We start from the raw sequence: 209 nt of genomic DNA on the forward strand, positions 1-209 counted from the left end.
TCTACTTCATCGACCCCGCGGCCGCCGTCGTTGTGGTTGATCTCGCTGGGGTGCATCCGGTGCGGATCGGCGAACCAGTCGACGCGGGTGGTCTTCATCCGGTCGAAGATCCCGTCGAAGTCCTCCTCGGGTACGAGGAAGGCGTAATGCTGCGGGACGATCGATTCGGCGGGGATGTTCGCGAAATCGAGGGTGACGCCGTTCTCGGT

At 63.2% G+C, this 209-nt stretch carries 1 protein-coding gene; it reads right to left on the reverse strand.

Going from position 1 to position 209, the window contains the following annotated elements; genetic code table 11:
• Positions 1-209 (reverse strand): VOC family protein (locus J0695_RS41370; RefSeq protein ID WP_505383645.1); only part of this gene is annotated, 209 nt, incomplete at both ends.

The organism is Streptomyces beijiangensis (assembly GCF_017315755.1).
GTDB lineage: Bacteria > Actinomycetota > Actinomycetes > Streptomycetales > Streptomycetaceae > Streptomyces > Streptomyces beijiangensis.